We start from the raw sequence: 16,853 nt of genomic DNA on the forward strand, positions 1-16,853 counted from the left end.
GCGTCCGGTCAGAGATAGGACGTCTGGTTCACCAGCCGCACCGACGCAACGCCGTCGGGGTAGAACTCGGCGATGCTCAGGGAGGCCAGGTCTAGGTGCAGCCGGTAGAGGATCGTGGGCCCGGCGTCGAGCGCCAACCGCAGCATGGTCTTGATCGGCGTCACATGGGACACCACCAGGACGGTCGCGTCGCCGTGCTCGGCGATGATGCGGTCGCGTGCCCGCTGGACCCGGTGCGCCACGGTGTCGAAGCTCTCGCCGCCGGGCGGGTCGATGGCGGTGTCGCGCAGCCACCGCGAGTGCAGTTCGGGATCGCGCTCGGAGGCCTCGGAGAACGTCAGGCCCTCCCAGTCACCGAAGTCCGTCTCGATGAGGTCTTCGTCGACGCTGAGGTCGAGCCCGAGGGCTTTGGCCGCCGCCGCGGCGGTGTCGTACGCGCGTTGCAGCGGCGACGTCACGACGGCCGCGATCCCGCCGTGCTCACCGAGGTATGCCGCCGCAGCGTCGGCCTGCCTGCGGCCCAGTTCGGTCAACGCCGGATTGCCTCGGCCGGAATAACGCCGCTGCACGGACAATTCGGTCTGCCCGTGCCGCAGCAGCATCAGCCGGGTGGGTGCGCCTCGCGCACCGGTCCATCCCGCCGGGTTCGACACCACTTGTGTCGACGCTGAATTCTCCGCCGGCTCGGACGGGCCGTCACCGATTCCCGCCGCGGCGTCCATGGCTTCGTTGGCCAGCCGGTCGGCGTGCGAGTTCTGTGCGCGCGGAATCCAGCGGTAGTCCACCCGCTCGAATCCGCCCGCCACACCCTGTGCCTCGCCGTGCAGTTCGATCAGGTCGGGATGCTTGACCTTCCAGCGGCCGCTCATCTGCTCGACCACCAGCTTGGAATCCATGGCGACCGCCACCTCGGTGGCGCCCACCGCGGCAGCCTCCTCGAGTCCCGCGATCAGCCCGCGATACTCGGCGACGTTGTTGGTAGCACGCCCGATCGCCTGCTTGCTCTCGGCCAGAACGGTGGCACGGTCCGCCGAGAACACCACCGCACCGAAGCCGGCGGGACCCGGGTTGCCGCGCGACCCGCCGTCGGCCTCGACGATCACCTTCATCAGCCGTTGTCCTTGACCCGCAACAGGATCGCGCCGCACTCCGGGCATCGGAGCACCTCGTCCTCGGGTGCGGCGGAGATCCTCGCCAGCTCGCCGCGGTCGATCTCGATCCGGCAGGCACCGCACCGCCGGCCCTGCAGCGCGCCCGCCCCGGGACCGCCACCGGACCGCTGACGCTCGTAGAGCTTCACCAGCTCGGCGTCGAGTGCTTCGACGAGTTCGTCACGGCGCTCGGCACGTTGGCGCCGGGTCTGGCCGAGTTCGTTGACCGCCGCGTCCCGCGCCGCCCGGGCGGCACTCAGACCGGTCTGCAGGTCGTCGATGTCGGTGAGCGCCGCCGCCTGCTGCTCCTGCAGTTCCTCGCGCCGCTCCATCACCTCCAGCAGCGAGTCCTCCAGGCTGGCCTGCCTGCGCTGCAGCGTCTCGAGTTCGTGCTGCAGTTCGGTGATCTGCTTGGCGTTGGTGGCGTTGTCGAGCAGCGCGCGGTCCCGGTCCTCCCGCTTGCGCACCGAGTCGATCTCACCTTCGAGCTTGGTCGCCTGGCCCTCGAGATCGTCCAGCGCGATCCGCAGGACGGCCAGCCTGTCGTTGGCCGCGCTGTGCTCGGCCTGCACGGCGTCGAACCGTTGCTGCTCGGCGAGGTTCTTGGTCCGGTGGTCGATCCGGCTCAGCTCGGCGTCGACCTGGGCCAGCTCGAGCAACGAACGCTGGTGCACTACTTCGGCTTTCATGTCCTCTTTTCCGTACGGTCGTCCTCGACGTTCCACGGGTCGGTGCGCACCGGGCAGACCTGCACCGGCAGTGCGGCGCCGAACCGGCCACGCAGGAGCTCGGCGGCCTGGTGGCACCAGGGGAATTCACTCGCCCAGTGCGCGACGTCGACCAGCGCCACCGGCGAGCCCCGCCGGTGCTCGTCGGCGGGATGATGGCGCAGGTCGGCGGTGACGTAGGCGTGCACGTCCGCGGCCGTCACGGCGTCCAGCAGGGAGTCTCCCGCGCCGCCGCACACCGCCACTCTGGACACCGTCGCACGCGGATCGCCCGCGGCGCGCACCCCCCACGTCGTCTGGGGCAGTGCGGCGCGGACCCGCGCGACGAACGCCGAGAGCGGTTCTGGTGCGGGCAGCTCGCCGATCCGGCCGAGGCCGGTGTCGCCCGGCAGCGGCGCCAGCGCGAACACGTCGAAGGCGGGTTCCTCGTAGGGATGCGCGGAGCGCACGGCAGCCAGGATGTGTGCCCGCAGCTTGGCCGGTGCGATCACCTCGACGCGGTCCTCCGGCACCCGCTCGACGGCGCCGACGCTGCCGATCGCCGGGTTCGCGCCGTCGTGCGGCAGGAACTGACCGGTCCCGGCAACGGTCCAGCTGCAGTGCGAGTAATCGCCGATGTGGCCGGCGCCTGCAGCGAAGAGCGCCTCGCGCAGCGCGTCGGAATCCTCGGTCGGCACGTAGACGACCCACTTGTCCAGGTTCGTACCCGGGCCGGACGGGGACAGCGCGTCGCCCACCTCGAGCCCGATCGCCTCGGCGAGCGCGTCGGAGACGCCGGGTCGGGCGATGTCGGCGTTGGTGTGCGCGGTGAACAGGGCGCGCCCTGAGCGCAGCAACCGGTGCACCAGCGCGCCCTTGGGGGTGCTCGCCGCCACGGTGTCCACACCGCGCAGCAGTAGCGGGTGGTGCGCCAGCAGCAGCCCGCCGTCGGGCACCTCGTCGATCACGTCGGCGGTGGCGTCCACCGCGACCGTCACGGACGTGACGGCCTCGTCGGGGTCACCGCACACCAGACCCACCGAATCCCAGCCCTCGGCAAGCCCGGGCGGATACGCGTCGTCGAGGACGTCGATGATCTCGGCCAGACGGACACTCCCCACATCACGACAGTAATGGGCGGTCCGTCCGGTGGGATTTCGGGACGACGCACCGCGTCGGGGACAATGGCGGTGTGACGGACACGCTGGACAGCACGCTCGCCGGGACGCGACCGCAGCTGATCCTCTTCGACCTCGACGGAACCCTGACCGACTCCGCCCGCGGGATCGTGTCGAGCTTCAAGCACGCGCTCGCCGAGGTCGGCGCCACGGTGCCCGACGGCGACCTGGCCGGCCGGATCATCGGGCCGCCGATGCACCACACGCTCGGCGCGATGGGGCTCGGGGACCGCACCGCCGCCGCCGTCGCCGCCTACCGGGCCGACTACACGACGCGCGGCTGGTCGATGAACAGCCTGTTCGACGGCATCCCCGACCTGCTGGCGGATCTGCGGGCGGCCGGCGTGCGGCTGGCGGTGGCCACGTCCAAGGCCGAGCCCACGGCGCACCGGATCCTCGAGCACTTCGGTCTGGCCGACCACTTCGAGGTGATCGCCGGCGCCAGCGTCGACGGAACGCGCGCCGCGAAGGCCGACGTGGTGGCCCATGCGCTGGCGAAGCTGACGCCGCTGCCAGAGCGGGTGCTGATGGTCGGCGACCGCAGCCACGACGTGGAAGGCGCCGCCGCGCACGGCATCGACACGGTGGTGGTCGACTGGGGCTACGGCCGCACCGATTTCACCGGGCCCGGCGCCGTGCGCGGGCGGGCGCACGTCGCCACCGTGGCCGATCTGCGCGAGGTGCTCGGTGTCTGAGCCACTGCATGTCACGTTCATCTGCTCGGGCAACATCTGCCGCTCGCCGATGGCGGAGAAGATGTTCGCCCATCAGATCGCCGAGCGCGGCCTGGCCGAGGTGGTGCGGGTGAGCAGCGCGGGCACCGGCGGCTGGCACGCGGGCGACCCGGCCGACAGCCGCGCCGGTCGCGTGCTGCGTGCCCACGGCTACCCCTCGGCCCACTGCGCGGCGCAGGTCGACGACGACCACCGCAGCGCCGACCTGGTGGTGGCGCTGGGCCGCAACCACCTGCGCATGCTCGGTGAACAGGGCGTGCCGTCGACCCGGCTGCGGATGCTGCGCTCGTTCGACCCGCGCTCGGGCGCGCACGCACTGGACGTCGACGACCCCTACTACGGCACCCAGGACGACTTCGAGGACGTCTTCGGTGTGATCGAGGCGGCGCTGCCCGGCCTGCACGACTGGGTGGACGAACGCCTCGCCGAACGCGGGCTGGCCAGCTGATGCGACGGTGGGCGTTCTTCCTGCGACCGGGCTGGCTCGCCCTGTTCGTCGTGGTGATGGCGTTCGCCTATCTGTGTTTCACCGTGCTGGCGCCGTGGCAGCTCGGCAAGAACACCAAGACCTCTCGCGAGAACGACCAGATCGCCTACTCGCTGACCGCGGATCCGGTTCCGGTGACAACCCTGCTGCCGCAACAGGATTCGTCGGCGGCCGACGACCAGTGGCGGCGGGTGACGGCGACCGGCCGCTATCTGCCCGACGCGCAGGTGCTGGCCCGGCTGCGGGTGGTCGACGGCGACCCCGCCTACGAAGTGCTGGTGCCGTTCGCCGTCGACGGCGGGCCCACCGTGCTCGTGAACCGCGGGTACGCCAAACCGGAGCAGGGCTCCCAGGTGCCGCCGATCGACCCCGCGCCGGGCGGCACGGTCACCATCACCGCGCGGCTGCGCGACTCCGAACAGGTTGCGCCCGACAAGAAGCCGATGCGTGCCGAGGGCTTCGACCAGGTGTACTCGATCAACACCGCGCAGGTCTCGGCGCTGACGGGTGTCCCGCTCACCAGTTCCTACCTGCAACTCGTCGAGGATCAGCCCGGCGGCCTCGGGGCGATCCCGCTGCCGCACCTCGACGCGGGGCCGTTCCTGTCGTACGGCATCCAGTGGATCGCGTTCGGCATCATCGCCCCCATCGGGCTCGGCTACTTCGTGTACTCCGAGATCCGGCAGCGCCGACTGGAGAAGGCCGCGGCGGCCGCTGCGGCAGCGGCACCGCCTGCGCCACTCACCGCCGAACAGAAGATCGCCGACCGCTACGGCCGGCGGCGCTGAGCAGGATCGCCAGCGCCGCGGCGGCCAGCTGCACCGCCCGCGACAGGCGCACGGCCCTGCCGACGTCCGCGACCTCCGGGATGCGGCCGTCGCCGAGGGTCGGGCGGATCTCCAGCTCGTGGGCGTACTGCGTCGGCCCGCCCAGGCGCACTCCGAGCGCACCGGCGAACGCCGCCTCCACCACGCCGGCATTCGGGCTGGGATGGCGCGCGGCGTCGCGCCGCCAGGCCCGCACCGCGGCCGCGGGCGAGCCGCCGACCACCGGGGCGCACAGTACCACCAGGAGACCGGCGATCCGGGCCGGCAGGTAGTTCAGCAGGTCGTCCAGACGCGCGGCGGCCCAACCGAAGTTCGCATAGCGCGGCGAGCGGTGGCCGATCATCGCGTCGAGGGTGTTCGCGCCGCGGTAGACCAGCACGCCGGGCACGGCGGCCACCGACGCCCACCACAGCGGCGCCACCTGCGCGTCGGAAGTGTTCTCGGCGATCGACTCGACCGTCGCTCGCGTCAGGCCCGCGGTGTCGAGCACCGACGGGTCACGGCCGCACAGCGACGGCAGCAGCCGGCGGGCGCCGTCGAGATCGCCGTCGTCCAGCAGTGCGGACATGTCGGCTCCCACCCGTGCGAGCGACGTACCACCGAGCGCGACGAACGTCGCCAGACCCGTCACCGAGGCGATCGCCAGCCCGCCACCGCGCCGCGACCTCCGCTGCGCCGAGACACCGAGCGCGGCCAGCACACCGAGCAGCACACCGGTGTGCGCGACACCGGCGCCGCGGCAGTCGGCGTAGGTCAGCCGCTCCAACGCGGCGGCACCGCCGCCGAACAACGCCACCGGGTGGCCGCGCCGCGGATCGCCGAACGCGAGATCGGCCGCACACCCGGCCGCGACGCCCGCTGAGATCGACACGGAGGGAAGCGTCTCACGGCTGATCATGAGTGGGCGCGGAGGGTTTCGAACCCCCGACCGCTGGTGTGTAAAACCAGAGCTCTACCACTGAGCTACACGCCCGTGCGGGGCAGGCTACACGGCGGTGACCTGCGATCGGAAATCAGTCGGCGGATGCCAACGACGCCAGCGCGGCGGTCCACACGGCCTGGTCGCGCGGCTCCCCCGGCTGCTTCATCTCGGCGAACCGGATGGTCCCGGAGCGGTCCACCACGAACGTCCCGCGGTTGGCATATCCGGTGTCGTCGTTGAACACCCCGTAGGCCTTCGCGACGGCGCCGTGCGGCCAGAAGTCGGCCAGCACGGGGAACGAATAACCGTGGCGGCCGGCCCACGCCTTGTGGGTGGGTGGCGGCCCGACCGAGATGGTCAGCGTCGCCGTGTCGGCGTTGTCGTAGCGGGACAGGTTGTCGCGGATCTCGTCGAGCTCGCGCTGACAGGTCGGGGTGAACGCCAGCGGGAAGAAGACCAGCACGACGTTGCGCGCACCACGGAAGTCCGCGAGGGCCACCGGCGCGCCGTGCTGGTTCTTCAGTGTGAAGTCGGGTGCCTGCGCCCCCGGCCCCAGCACTAACGCCTTCCCGCGGCCTTGGACTTCGGCTGCACCAGCCGGCTGGCGATCCAGTCGCCGAGGTTGGCCGACGACGTGGGCATCAGCCCGGCGGTCGGCGCAGACTCGGCGATCTCCGCCGGCTGCACGTGACCCGGCTTGCCCGTCTTCGGGGTGACCACCCAGATGACACCGTCCTCGGCCAGCGGGGTGATGGCGTCCATCAACCGGTCGACGAGATCGCCGTCGTCGTTGCGCCACCAGAGCAGCACCACGTCGACGACCTCGTCGGCATCCTCGTCGAGCAGCTCGCCGCCGCACGCGTCCTCGATGTCGGCCCGGATGTCGTCGTCGACGTCCTCGTCCCAGCCCAACTCCTGGACAACCTGACCCTTTTCAATGCCCAGCCCCTGGGCGAAGTTCGGGGCGTCCGCCGCCGCGACCACCGTCGGTCCTCCTTGTGTCTGTGAGTGCACCGGCCCTATCGTCGCACGCCGCCCTGCTGAAGCGGATGACTGGCGGCCCGGTTTGTCAATATGAGGCACCACACCGGTCGGCACGGTCTGCAGACGTTACCGCGTGGCACCCCCCACCGTCGGATAGTTCGGCTCCTCACCCCCAGCGGTGCGGTTCGGGCACGATGGGAGGACGATGGAGGTCGTTGGCGCCGATCGCGCCCGCACCCCCGTACCGCACTACCAAGGAGCGGAAGTTGACCACCGAGTTCGCGCGCCAGGACCTGGCTCAAAACTCATCGAATTCACCCGAGCCCGACCGGGTCCGGGTGATCCGTGACGGTGTCGCGTCGTACCTGCCCGACATCGACCCCGAAGAGACCTCAGAATGGCTGGAATCGTTCGACGCACTGCTGGAGCGGTCCGGCCCCTCGCGGGCGCGCTACCTGATGCTGCGCCTGCTCGAGCGCTCCGGTGAGCAGCGCGTCGCCATCCCGGCGTTGACCTCCACCGACTATGTCAACACCATCCCCACCGAACTGGAGCCGTGGTTCCCCGGCGACGAGGACGTCGAGCGCCGGTACCGGGCGTGGATCCGGTGGAACGCCGCCATCATGGTGCACCGTGCGCAACGGCCGGGAGTCGGTGTGGGCGGCCACATCTCGACGTATGCGTCGTCGGCGGCGCTGTACGAGGTCGGCTTCAACCACTTCTTCCGCGGCAAGAGCCATCCCGGCGGCGGCGACCAGGTGTTCATCCAGGGCCACGCCTCCCCCGGCATCTACGCCCGCGCGTTCCTCGAGGGCCGGCTGACCGCCGACCAGCTCGACGGTTTCCGGCAGGAGCACAGCCACCCCGGCGGCGGGCTGCCGTCCTACCCGCATCCGCGGCTGATGCCGGACTTCTGGGAGTTCCCCACGGTCTCGATGGGGCTGGGCCCGATGAACGCGATCTACCAGGCGCGGTTCAACCACTACCTGAACGACCGCGGCATCAAGGACACCTCCGATCAGCACGTGTGGGCGTTCCTCGGCGACGGTGAGATGGACGAGCCGGAGAGCCGCGGCCTGGCTCACGTCGCCGCGCTGGAGGCGCTCGACAACCTGACGTTCGTCATCAACTGCAACCTGCAGCGCCTCGACGGACCGGTGCGCGGCAACGGCAAGATCATCCAGGAACTCGAGTCGTTCTTCCGTGGCGCCGGCTGGAACGTCATCAAGGTGGTGTGGGGCCGCGAGTGGGACGCGCTGCTGCACGCCGACCGCGACGGTGCGCTGGTGAACCTGATGAACACCACCCCCGACGGCGACTACCAGACCTACAAGGCCAACGACGGCAGTTACGTCCGTGACCACTTCTTCGGCCGCGACCCGCGCACCAAGCAGTTGGTGGAGAACCTGTCCGACACCGACATCTGGAATCTCAAGCGCGGCGGGCACGACTACCGCAAGGTCTACGCCGCCTACCGGGCCGCGACGGAGCACAAGGGCCAGCCGACGGTGATCCTGGCCAAGACCATCAAGGGCTACACCCTCGGCAAGCACTTCGAGGGCCGCAACGCCACCCACCAGATGAAGAAGCTTGCGCTGCAGGACCTCAAGGACTTCCGCGACGCGCAGCGCATCCCGATCACCGACGAGCAGCTCGAGGACAATCCCTACCTGCCGCCGTACTACCACCCCGGACCGGAGGCGGCCGAGATCCGCTACCTGCTCGACCGGCGCCGTGCGCTCGGCGGGTTCGTGCCCGAGCGGCGGACGAAGTCCAAGGCGCTGACGCTGCCCGGCCGCGACGCCTACAAGGCGCTGAAGAAGGGCTCGGGCAAGCAGGAGGTCGCCACCACCATGGCGACCGTGCGCACGTTCAAGGAACTGTTGCGGGACAAGAACATCGGGCACCGCATCGTGCCGATCATTCCCGACGAGGCGCGCACGTTCGGGATGGATTCGTGGTTCCCGAATCTGAAGATCTACAACCGCAACGGCCAGCTGTACACGTCGGTGGACGCGGAGTTGATGCTGGCGTATAAGGAGAGCGAAGTCGGCCAGATCCTGCACGAGGGGATCAACGAGGCCGGCTCGGTCGGCACGTTCATCGCCGCGGGCAGCGCCTACGCCACCCACAACGAGCCGATGATCCCGCTCTACATCTTCTACTCGATGTTCGGTTTCCAGCGCACCGGTGACAGCTTCTGGGCCGCGGCCGACCAGATGGCCCGCGGCTTCGTGCTGGGCGCCACAGCCGGGCGCACCACGCTGGTCGGCGAGGGGCTGCAGCACGCCGACGGCCACTCGCTCCTGCTGGCCTCGACGAATCCGGCTGTGGTGGCCTACGACCCGGCCTTCGCCTACGAGATCGCCTACATCGTCGAGAGCGGTCTGGAACGGATGTACGGGGAGAACCCGGAGAACGTGTTCTTCCACCTCACCATCTACAACGAGCCCTACCAGCAGCCAGCCGAGCCCGAGGACCTCGACGTCGAGGGCCTGCTGCGCGGCATCTACCGCTACAAGCGCGGACCGCAGGGCAAGTCGAACACCGCCCAGATCCTGGTGTCGGGCGTCGGCATGCCCTCGGCGCTGCGGGCGGCCGAACTGCTGGCCGAGGACTGGGACGTCTCGGCCGACGTCTGGTCGGTCACCAGCTGGGGCGAGCTCAACCGCGACGGTGTCCAGGTCGAGAAGGATCTGCTGCGCCACCCGGAGCGGCCAGCGGGCACCCCGTACATCACCAAGGTGCTCGAGGACGCGGCCGGACCGGTCGTTGCGGTGTCGGACTGGATGCGCGGCGTGCCCGAGCTGATCCGTCCGTGGGTGCCCGGCACGTACATCACGCTGGGCACCGACGGGTTCGGCTTCTCCGACACCCGGCCCGCGGCACGGCGCTACTTCAACACCGACGGTGAATCGGTCGCGGTGGCGGTGCTGGAGGGACTCGCCCGCGACGGCAACATCGACTCCTCGGTGGCCGTCGAGGCGGCCCGGCGCTACGAGATCGACGACGTGATGGCCGCCCCCGAGCAGACCTCCGATCCCGGCGTCGCGTGACGGTTGGAGGAAGCCGCCAAATAGCGGCGTAGATTTTAGGGATGCCCGACAATCGGTACGTTCCGCCGGCGTCGACCCTCGAGGTGTTGCAGACGGTGCCGGACGCGGTGCTGCGCCGGTTGAAGCAGTTCTCCGGTCAGCTGGCGACCCAGGCGGTGCACGTCATGGAGGAGCGGCTGCCGTTCTTCGCCGGCCTGGAGGCCTCGCAGCGGGCCAGCGTGCAGCTCGTCGTGCAGGCCGCGGTGGTGAACTTCGTCGAGTGGATGCGGGATCCGCAGAGCGACGTGAGCTACACCGCGCAGGCCTTCGAGGTGGTGCCCCAGGATCTCCGGCGGCGCATCGCGCTGCGCCAGTCCGTCGAGATGGTCCGGATCACGATGGAGTTCTTCGAAGAGGTGGTGCCGCTGCTGGCCCGCAACGAGGAGCAGCTGACGGCGCTGACCGCGGGCATCCTGCGCTACTCCCGCGACCTGGCGTTCGCCGCGGCCACCGCGTACGCCGACCAGGCCGAGGCGCGCGGCGCCTGGGACACCCGGATGGAGGCCAACCTGGTCGACGCGGTGGTGCGCGGCGACATCGGACCGGAACTGCAGTCCCAGGCGGCGGCGCTGAACTGGGACGCCACCGCGCCCGCGACCGTCATCGTGGGACTGCCGCATCCCGATCGCAAGGATCTCGCCTCCGACGACGTCCGCGACGTGGTGAGCCGCAACGACCGGGCGGCCCTGACCGATGTGCACGGCAACTGGCTGGTCGCGATCGTCTCCGGACCGCTGTCGGTGACCGACCGGTTCGTCACCGACCTGATGAGGGCGTTCGCCGACGGCCCGGTGGTAGTCGGGCCGACGGCGCCGACGCTGGCGGGTGCGCACCGCAGTGCCACCGAGGCCATCTCCGGGATGAACGCGGTGGCCGGCTGGACGCTGGCGCCGCGACCCGTGTCGGCCAGGGAGCTGCTGCCCGAGCGGGCACTGCTCGGTGACGCGACCGCGATGGCCGCGCTCGCCTCGGAGGTGATGAGGCCGCTGGCCGACGCCGGGCCCGCGCTGACCGAGACCCTGGACGCCTATCTCGACTCGGGCGGTGCGATCGAAGCATGCGCACGCAAATTGTTCGTTCATCCAAACACCGTCCGTTACCGGCTCAAACGGATCGCCGACTTCACCGGTCGGGATCCCACGCTGCCCCGCGACGCCTACGTGCTGCGGGTGGCCGTGACGGTGGGCCGGCTGAACAACAAGGCATATCAGCCGACTGCGCCCAACAAGGGATCTGTGCAGGTTCCGGCGGTCCGTCCGGCCGGTGAGACATCACAGCGGCGCAGGTAACACGTTGCGGCGAGGTGTCGATGATGTCGCTTCACATGCAGTTTTGTGGACTGTCCACAAAAACATAAGACAAGGTTCATAATCTCTTACACGGCGCGAAGTGCTCTTCACAGTGTTCTCTTAGAGACGTGCCCCAAGGACCTATCGCGCTGCTCGCTCCCGGACAGGGCTCGCAGACCCCCGGAATGCTGGCGCCGTGGCTCGAACTGCCCGGCGCCGGGGAGCGCATCGCCGCATGGTCCGAGATCGCCGGGCTCGACCTGGCCCGGCTGGGCACCACCGCCACCGCCGAGGAAATCACCGACACCGCGGTCACGCAACCGCTGGTGGTCGCCGCCACCCTGCTCGCGCACGAGGAACTGAACCGCCGCGGGCTGCTCGCCGGCACGGAGACGGTCGTCGCGGGACATTCGGTCGGCGAGATCGCGGCGTACGCGATCGCCGGGGTCATCTCCGCCGACGACGCGGTGCGGCTGGCCGCCACCCGCGGCGCCGAGATGGCCAAGGCCTGCGCGCTGGAGCCGACCGGGATGTCCGCGGTGCTCGGTGGCGACGAAGCCGAGGTGCTGGCCCGCCTCGAGGCGCTCGACCTGGTCCCCGCCAACCGCAACGCCGCAGGCCAGATCGTGGCCGCCGGGGCGCGCTCGGCGCTGGACAAGCTCGCCGAGGATCCGCCGGAGAAGGCCCGGGTGCGGCCACTGGCCACCGCCGGCGCCTTCCACACCCACTTCATGGCGCCCGCCACCGACGGCTACTCGGCCGCGGCCGACGCCGTCACCCCCGCCGAGCCCACCACCCGGCTGCTGTCCAACGCCGACGGGCAACCGGTAGCCTCGGCTGCCGATGCCATGGGCAAGCTGGTCGCCCAGCTGACCCGGCCGGTGCGCTGGGACCTGTGCACCGCGACGATCCGCGAGCTCGCACCGGTCGCCATCGTCGAGTTCCCGCCCGCAGGCGCGCTGGCGGGCATCGCAAAACGTGAGCTCAAGGGAGTGCCGGCGCGTGCCGTCAAGACTCCGGCCGATCTGGACGGGCTGAACGAGCTCTGACCGTCTGCCCCGGCCAGCGCCGTCCGGGACAGCCAAGTGAAAAACGTCCAACCAAAGAGAACGTCCACCAAGTAACAACCCCGATAGAAGGAGCCACAGTGGCTGCCAGCCAGACAGAAATCATCGCCGGTCTCGCCGAGATCATCGAAGAGGTCACCGGTATCGAGCCCTCCGAGGTCACCCCCGAGAAGAGCTTCGTCGACGACCTCGACATCGACTCGCTGTCGATGGTGGAGATCGCGGTGCAGACCGAGGACAAGTACGGCGTGAAGATCCCCGACGAGGACCTCGCGGGCCTGCGCACCGTCGGTGACGTCGTCGCCTACATCCAGAAGCTCGAGGAAGAAAACCCCGAAGCCGCCGCCGCGCTGCGCGAGAAGTTCTCGGCGGAATCGTGACCAGGCCTTCCACTGCTAACGGCGGTTTCCCGAACGTCGTCGTGACCGCAGTCGAGGCCACCACGTCGCTCGCGGCAGACGTCGAGAGCACGTGGAAGGGCCTGCTGGCCGGCGAGAGCGGTATCCGCGTCCTCGAAGACGAGTTCGTCGACAAGTGGGACCTCCAGGTCCGCATCGGCGGTCACCTGGTCGACAACGTCGACGACCACATGACCCGGATCGACATGCGTCGCATGTCCTACGTGCAGCGCATGTCGAAGCTGCTGAGCCGTCGTCTGTGGGAGAACGCGGGCATCCCCGAGGTCGATCCGGACCGGTTCGCGGTGATCATCGGCACCGGTCTGGGTGGCGGCGAGAAGATCGTCGAGACCTACGACGCGATGAACGAGGGCGGGCCCCGCAAGGTGTCCCCGCTCGCCGTTCAGATGATCATGCCGAACGGCGCGGCGGCCGTCGCCGGCCTGGAGTTGGGCGCCCGCGCCGGGGTCATCACCCCGGTGTCGGCGTGCTCCTCCGGGTCTGAGGCCATCGCCCACGGCTGGCGTCAGATCGTCATGGGAGATGCCGACTTCGCCGTCGTGGGCGGTGTCGAAGGCGGCATCGAGGCGCTGCCGATCGCGGCGTTCTCGATGATGCGCGCGATGTCGACGAACAACGACAACCCGGCGGGCGCGTCACGGCCGTTCGACAAGAACCGCGACGGGTTCGTCTTCGGTGAGGCCGGCGCGATGATGATCATCGAGACTGAGGAGCATGCCAAGGCCCGCGGCGCCAAGCCGTTGGCCAGGCTGATGGGTGCCGGCATCACGTCGGACGCGTACCACATGGTCGCGCCGGATCCGAACGGCCTTCGGGCCGGGCAGGCGATGAAGCGTGCGATGGAGACCGCGGGCCTTTCGCCCAAGGACATCGAGCACGTCAACGCACACGCCACCGCCACGCCGATCGGTGACACGGCCGAGGCAAGCGCCATCCGGGTCGCCGGTGTGGAGCACGCCGCCGTCTACGCGCCGAAGTCGGCGCTGGGCCACTCCATCGGTGCGGTGGGTGCCCTGGAGTCGATCCTCACGGTGCTCGCACTGCGTGACGGCGTCATCCCGCCGACCCTGAACTACGAAACCCCCGATCCCGAGATCGATCTCGATGTCGTTGCAGGTGAGCCTCGTTATGGCGACTACAAGTACGCCATCAACAACTCGTTCGGGTTCGGTGGCCACAATGTGGCTCTGGCGTTCGGCCGCTACTGAGTAGCGCTCGCGCGTAAGAAGGGATCAACGGAGCAGTAATGGCAGGGTTAGCAACGGGGAACGGCTTCCCCAACGTGGTCGTCACCGGTATGGCGATGACCACCGCCCTGGCAACGGACGCCGAAACCACCTGGCAGCGGCTGCTGGACGGACAAAGTGGGATCCGCAAGCTCGAGGATCCGTTCGTCGAGGAGTACGACCTGCCGGTCCGCATCGGCGGTCATCTGCTGGAGGACTTCGACAGCGAGCTCACGCGTGTGGAGCTGCGCAGGTTGTCGTATCTGCAGAAGATGTCGACGGTGCTGAGCCGGCGGGTGTGGGAGAACGCGGGTTCGCCCGAGGTGGATCCCAAGCGGCTGATGGTCTCTATCGGCACCGGCATGGGTTCCACCGAGGAACTGCTCTTCGCCTACGACGGCATGCGGGCCAAGGGCCTGCGCGCCGTGTCCCCGCTCGCCGTGCAGATGTACATGCCGAACGCGGCTGCCGCGGCGGTCGGCCTGGAGCGCAAGGCCCGGGCCGGGGTGATCACCCCGGTCTCGGCCTGCGCCTCCGGCTCGGAGGGCATCGCCCAGGCCTGGCGCAACATCGTGCTCGGCGAGGCGGACGTCGCCATCTGCGGCGGCGTCGAGACCAAGATCGAGGCGGTGCCGATCGCCGGCTTCGCCCAGATGCGCATCGTGCTGTCGACCACCAACGACGATCCCGCGGGCGCCTGCCGCCCGTTCGACAAGGACCGCAACGGGTTCGTGTTCGGCGAGGGCGGCGCGTTGATGGTGATCGAGACCGAGGAGCACGCGAAGGCCCGTGGCGCCACCATCCTGGCGCGCATCATGGGTGCGAGCGTCACGTCGGACGGGTACCACATCGTGGCGCCCGACCCGAACGGTGAGCAGGCCGGGCACGCGATGACGCGGGCGATCCAGCTCGCGGGCCTGCAGCCGGGTGACATCGACCATGTCAATGCCCACGCCACCGGCACCAGCGTCGGCGACGTCGCCGAGGGCAAGGCCATCAACAACGCGATGGGCGGCCACAAGCCGGCCGTCTACGCACCCAAGGCGGCGCTGGGGCACTCCGTCGGCGCCGTCGGTGCCGTCGAGTCGATCCTGACGGTGCTCGCACTGCGCAATGGTGTCATCCCGCCGACACTGAACTTGAAGAACCTGGACCCGGACATCGACCTCGATGTCGTCGCCGGCTCACCACGACCAGGCAATTACCAATACGCGATCAACAATTCGTTCGGATTCGGCGGGCACAACGTCGCGGTCGCCTTCGGGAAGTACTGACACACACGACTTCCGGGGGCGCAAGCCGACATCGGAACGGGCACAGGAGGATACATGACGATAATGGCACCGGAGACTGTCGGCGAATCACTCGACCCCCGCGACCCGCTGCTGCGTCTGGGCTCGTTCTTCGATGACGGCACGGTCGAACTGCTGCACGAGCGGGACCGCTCGGGTGTGCTCGCCGCCGCAGGCGCCGTCAACGGTGTGCGGACCATCGCGTTCTGCACCGACGGCACCGTCATGGGTGGCGCGATGGGCGTCGAGGGCTGCCGTCACATCGTCAACGCCTATGACACCGCGATCGAGGAGCAGAGCCCGATCGTCGGCATCTGGCACTCCGGCGGCGCGCGGCTGGCCGAGGGCGTCAAGGCGCTGCACGCCGTCGGCCTGGTCTTCGAGGCCATGATCCGGGCCTCGGGCTACGTCCCGCAGATCTCGGTGGTCGTCGGCTTCGCGGCCGGTGGCGCCGCCTACGGTCCGGCACTGACCGACGTGATCGTCATGGCGCCCGACAGCAAGGTCTTCGTCACCGGGCCCGACGTGGTGCGCAGTGTGACCGGTGAGGACGTCGACATGGTGTCCCTCGGCGGCCCCGAGGCCCACCACAAGAAGTCCGGCGTGTGCCACATCGTCGCGGACGACGAACTCGACGCCTATGAGCGTGGCCGCCGGCTCGTCGGATTGTTCTGCCAGCAGGGTCATTTCGACCGCAGCAAGGCCGAGGCCGGCGACACCGACCTGACCGCGCTGCTCCCCGACTCCGCCCGGCGCGCCTACGACGTGCACCCCCTGGTGAACGCGCTGCTCGACGAGGGCACGCCGTTCGAGGAGTTCCAGGGCAAGTGGGCGCCCTCGATGGTGGTCGGCCTCGGCCGGCTCGCGGGGCGCACCGTCGGTGTGCTGGCCAACAACCCGCTGCGCCTCGGCGGCTGCCTGAACTCCGAGAGCGCGGAGAAGGCCGCCCGTTTCGTGCGCCTCTGTGACGCGTTCGGTGTTCCGATCGTGGTTGTCGTCGACGTGCCCGGCTACCTGCCCGGTGTCGACCAGGAGTGGGGTGGCGTGGTTCGCCGCGGCGCCAAGCTGCTGCACGCCTTCGGCGAGGCCACCGTTCCCCGGGTCACGCTGGTCACCCGCAAGATCTACGGCGGCGCCTACATCGCGATGAACTCCCGCTCACTGGGCGCCACCAAGGTGTTCGCCTGGCCCGACGCCGAGGTCGCCGTGATGGGCGCCAAGGCCGCGGTCGGCATCCTGCACAAGAAGAAGCTGGCCGCCGCGGCGCCCGAGGATCGCGAGGCGCTGCACGAGGAGCTGGCCGCCGAGCACGAGCGGATCGCCGGTGGCGTGGACTCCGCCATCGAGATCGGCGTGGTCGACGAGAAGATCGACCCGTCGCACACCCGCAGCAAGGTGACCCAGGCGCTGGCCGAGGCGCCCGCCCGCCGCGGCCGCCACAAGAACATCCCGCTGTAAGTTCTCGACTCCGGCCG

At 69.7% G+C, this 16,853-nt stretch carries 16 protein-coding genes and 1 tRNA gene; 10 read left to right on the plus strand and 7 right to left on the minus strand.

What is annotated here, in order from left to right; all coding sequences use genetic code 11:
- Positions 1 to 8: 8 nt before the first annotated feature.
- Genes O6P37_RS06020 through O6P37_RS06030 form a run of 3 tightly spaced genes read right to left on the minus strand, consistent with a single transcriptional unit; the run spans position 9 to position 2,979 of the window.
- Complete coding sequence (locus O6P37_RS06020; protein WP_269893223.1) at positions 9 to 1,109, minus strand: bifunctional RNase H/acid phosphatase; 1,101 nt, start codon at positions 1,107 to 1,109, stop codon at positions 9 to 11.
- The gene (locus O6P37_RS06025; RefSeq protein WP_269893224.1) at positions 1,109 to 1,840 is read right to left on the minus strand and encodes a zinc ribbon domain-containing protein; all 732 of its coding nucleotides are present in this window, start codon (positions 1,838 to 1,840) and stop codon (positions 1,109 to 1,111) included. The genes O6P37_RS06020 and O6P37_RS06025 overlap by 1 nt, the downstream gene beginning before the upstream one ends.
- Positions 1,837 to 2,979: a Nif3-like dinuclear metal center hexameric protein gene (locus O6P37_RS06030; RefSeq protein WP_269893225.1), complete on the minus strand. Its 1,143-nt coding sequence runs from the start codon at positions 2,977 to 2,979 to the stop codon at positions 1,837 to 1,839. Before O6P37_RS06030 ends, O6P37_RS06025 begins: the two co-directional genes overlap by 4 nt.
- A 71-nt stretch (positions 2,980 to 3,050) precedes the next feature.
- On the opposite strand from O6P37_RS06030, the gene O6P37_RS06035 reads away from it, so the two are divergent.
- The 3 genes from O6P37_RS06035 to O6P37_RS06045 are packed head-to-tail and all read left to right on the plus strand — an operon-like array spanning position 3,051 to position 5,045.
- Positions 3,051 to 3,731, plus strand: coding sequence for an HAD-IA family hydrolase (locus O6P37_RS06035; RefSeq protein ID WP_269893226.1), 681 nt, complete (start codon positions 3,051 to 3,053; stop codon positions 3,729 to 3,731).
- On the plus strand, positions 3,724 to 4,218 hold the full coding sequence (locus O6P37_RS06040; RefSeq protein ID WP_269893227.1) for a low molecular weight protein-tyrosine-phosphatase: 495 nt from the start codon (positions 3,724 to 3,726) through the stop codon (positions 4,216 to 4,218). Before O6P37_RS06035 ends, O6P37_RS06040 begins: the two co-directional genes overlap by 8 nt.
- Entirely contained in the window at positions 4,218 to 5,045 is an 828-nt protein-coding gene (locus O6P37_RS06045) for an SURF1 family cytochrome oxidase biogenesis protein (protein ID WP_269893228.1), read from the plus strand. The genes O6P37_RS06040 and O6P37_RS06045 overlap by 1 nt, the downstream gene beginning before the upstream one ends.
- Here the strand turns inward: O6P37_RS06045 and O6P37_RS06050 are convergent.
- The 4 genes from O6P37_RS06050 to O6P37_RS06065 all read right to left on the minus strand — a co-directional run bounded on the left by O6P37_RS06050 (position 4,999) and on the right by O6P37_RS06065 (position 6,990).
- Positions 4,999 to 5,955 carry a cobalamin biosynthesis protein gene (locus tag O6P37_RS06050; protein ID WP_269893229.1) on the minus strand — a complete coding sequence of 319 codons (957 nt, stop codon included), beginning with the start codon at positions 5,953 to 5,955 and terminating at the stop codon, positions 4,999 to 5,001. The genes O6P37_RS06045 and O6P37_RS06050 overlap by 47 nt on opposite strands.
- A 30-nt stretch (positions 5,956 to 5,985) precedes the next feature.
- Positions 5,986 to 6,057 (minus strand) — tRNA-Val (locus O6P37_RS06055).
- Positions 6,058 to 6,097: 40 nt separating this feature from the next.
- Positions 6,098 to 6,565, minus strand: a complete 468-nt coding sequence (locus O6P37_RS06060; RefSeq protein ID WP_269893230.1) for a peroxiredoxin — start codon at positions 6,563 to 6,565, stop codon at positions 6,098 to 6,100.
- Complete coding sequence (locus O6P37_RS06065; protein WP_264010563.1) at positions 6,565 to 6,990, minus strand: DUF3052 domain-containing protein; 426 nt, start codon at positions 6,988 to 6,990, stop codon at positions 6,565 to 6,567. Before O6P37_RS06065 ends, O6P37_RS06060 begins: the two co-directional genes overlap by 1 nt.
- Positions 6,991 to 7,256: 266 nt before the next feature.
- Between O6P37_RS06065 and aceE the strand changes: the two genes are divergently transcribed.
- From aceE to O6P37_RS06100, 7 genes are all read left to right on the plus strand, one after another.
- A complete protein-coding gene (aceE, locus tag O6P37_RS06070) occupies positions 7,257 to 10,046 on the plus strand; it encodes a pyruvate dehydrogenase (acetyl-transferring), homodimeric type (protein WP_269893231.1) in 2,790 nt (929 codons plus the stop codon).
- A gap of 41 nt (positions 10,047 to 10,087) precedes the next feature.
- Positions 10,088 to 11,374 (plus strand): PucR family transcriptional regulator, encoded by a 1,287-nt coding sequence (locus O6P37_RS06075; protein WP_269893232.1) that lies wholly within the window; start codon positions 10,088 to 10,090, stop codon positions 11,372 to 11,374.
- A gap of 143 nt (positions 11,375 to 11,517) precedes the next feature.
- Positions 11,518 to 12,423, plus strand: a complete 906-nt coding sequence (locus tag O6P37_RS06080) for an ACP S-malonyltransferase (protein WP_269893634.1) — start codon at positions 11,518 to 11,520, stop codon at positions 12,421 to 12,423.
- A gap of 98 nt (positions 12,424 to 12,521) precedes the next feature.
- Positions 12,522 to 12,821 carry a meromycolate extension acyl carrier protein AcpM gene (gene acpM, locus O6P37_RS06085; RefSeq protein WP_264010542.1) on the plus strand — a complete coding sequence of 100 codons (300 nt, stop codon included), beginning with the start codon at positions 12,522 to 12,524 and terminating at the stop codon, positions 12,819 to 12,821.
- The gene (gene kasA, locus O6P37_RS06090; protein WP_269893233.1) at positions 12,818 to 14,068 is read left to right on the plus strand and encodes a 3-oxoacyl-ACP synthase KasA; all 1,251 of its coding nucleotides are present in this window, start codon (positions 12,818 to 12,820) and stop codon (positions 14,066 to 14,068) included. The genes acpM and kasA overlap by 4 nt, the downstream gene beginning before the upstream one ends.
- A gap of 38 nt (positions 14,069 to 14,106) precedes the next feature.
- On the plus strand, positions 14,107 to 15,360 hold the full coding sequence (kasB, locus tag O6P37_RS06095; protein ID WP_269893234.1) for a 3-oxoacyl-ACP synthase KasB: 1,254 nt from the start codon (positions 14,107 to 14,109) through the stop codon (positions 15,358 to 15,360).
- Between the two features lie 54 nt (positions 15,361 to 15,414).
- Positions 15,415 to 16,836 carry an acyl-CoA carboxylase subunit beta gene (locus tag O6P37_RS06100; RefSeq protein ID WP_264010539.1) on the plus strand — a complete coding sequence of 474 codons (1,422 nt, stop codon included), beginning with the start codon at positions 15,415 to 15,417 and terminating at the stop codon, positions 16,834 to 16,836.
- Positions 16,837 to 16,853 lie beyond the last annotated feature (17 nt).

Source organism: Mycobacterium hippophais (assembly GCF_027529605.1).
Lineage (GTDB): Bacteria > Actinomycetota > Actinomycetes > Mycobacteriales > Mycobacteriaceae > Mycobacterium > Mycobacterium arseniciresistens.